The 1,296-nt window shown below is 41.9% G+C and carries 2 protein-coding genes; both read right to left on the bottom strand.

Annotated features, from left to right (window positions below):
* Positions 1-726, bottom strand: a 726-nt coding sequence (locus AC1DND_RS28025; RefSeq protein WP_477586149.1) for an ABC transporter permease, incomplete at its 3' end; no start/stop codon positions are given.
* A gap of 12 nt (positions 727-738) precedes the next feature.
* Positions 739-1,296 (bottom strand): ABC transporter ATP-binding protein (locus AC1DND_RS28020; RefSeq protein ID WP_477586147.1); only part of this gene is annotated, 558 nt, incomplete at its 5' end.

The following is a 1,296-nucleotide window of genomic DNA, read 5'->3' as shown; positions in this document are numbered from 1 at the left end:
GGCTGTGGCAGCGGCGCTCGAAGCCTCAGTTGTTGCAGAAGCATAAATACTCTGTAGATAATTGGTTGCGGTAATTCTTTTTTGTACAGTAGTATAAGGAGCGAGGATAATGTCGTCCTGATCCTGTCCGAAATTACTTTGTCCTTTAGGCACCAAAACACCGATTACCTGGAAAGGAATATTTTTAAAACGTATAATCTGGCCAATTGGATTACTGCCATCAGGAAATAGATTATCGATAACTGTTTTACCTAAAAGACAAACTTTAGCAAAGCTTTTTACATCATTTTCGGAGAAAAGAATACCATCCTGAAGTTTTAATTGGCGGATGTTCAAATAATCTGGACTCACCCCAGTAATGGTAGTCGGCCAGTTATAACCACCTTTAATGGCCTGTCCGTTAGTGGAAACCACAGGCGATAAACCATTTATATTTTTAGACTGCAGCTTTTTAATGGCGGTAATATCTTCTAGTTTTAAGGTCTGAATGCTGCTTCCCTGCAAACGCACGCCACCAGGTTCATTGCTTTGGGGCATAATGGTAATCATGTTCGAGCCCATTCCTGATAATGAAGACCTGATACTTTGTTTCGAGCCTTCACCAATGGCCATCATGGCAATTACCGCTGCCACCCCGATAATGATGCCGAGCATGGTTAAAAAAGCACGCAGCTTATTTCTTTTTAATGCCCTAAAGGCAATTTTTAATAAATTTATTATGCTCATGATCTTCTCAAATTAATAATCATCAGATTCTGGTAAATTGGCAAGTGCCTCTTTGGCCGAACGTTGATTTTGGTTAATGCTGTCCTTTTGGATTTTTCCATCCCTAAGCATAATGGTTCTGGTACTAAAAGCAGCAATATCAGGTTCATGTGTTACAAAAACGATGGTTTTTCCTTCTGCATTCAGTTCCTGCATCAAAGCCATAATCTCATAAGAAGTGCGGGTATCAAGGTTTCCTGTAGCCTCATCGGCCAAAATCATCACAGGGTGATTAACCAGTGCCCTGGCAATGGCTACACGCTGCTGCTGGCCACCAGAAAGCTGACTAGGGGTATGATCAAAACGTTCGGCAAGTTTTACCGATTCGAGCGATTTTATGGCCCTTTCTTTGCGTTCTTCAGCCGTGATGGTTTTATTGTAGAATAAGGGCAGCTCTACATTTTCCAGCGCCGATGTTCTGGGCAACAGGTTATAAGCCTGGAAAACAAAGCCGATCTTGGTATTCCGCAAACCCGCCAGTTCATCGCGATTTAAACCTTTAACCAGTTCATCGCGATTTAAACCTTTAAC

The organism is Pedobacter sp. 01N416 (genome assembly GCF_056399685.1).
This window is presented reverse-complemented; position numbering and strand designations above follow the sequence as displayed.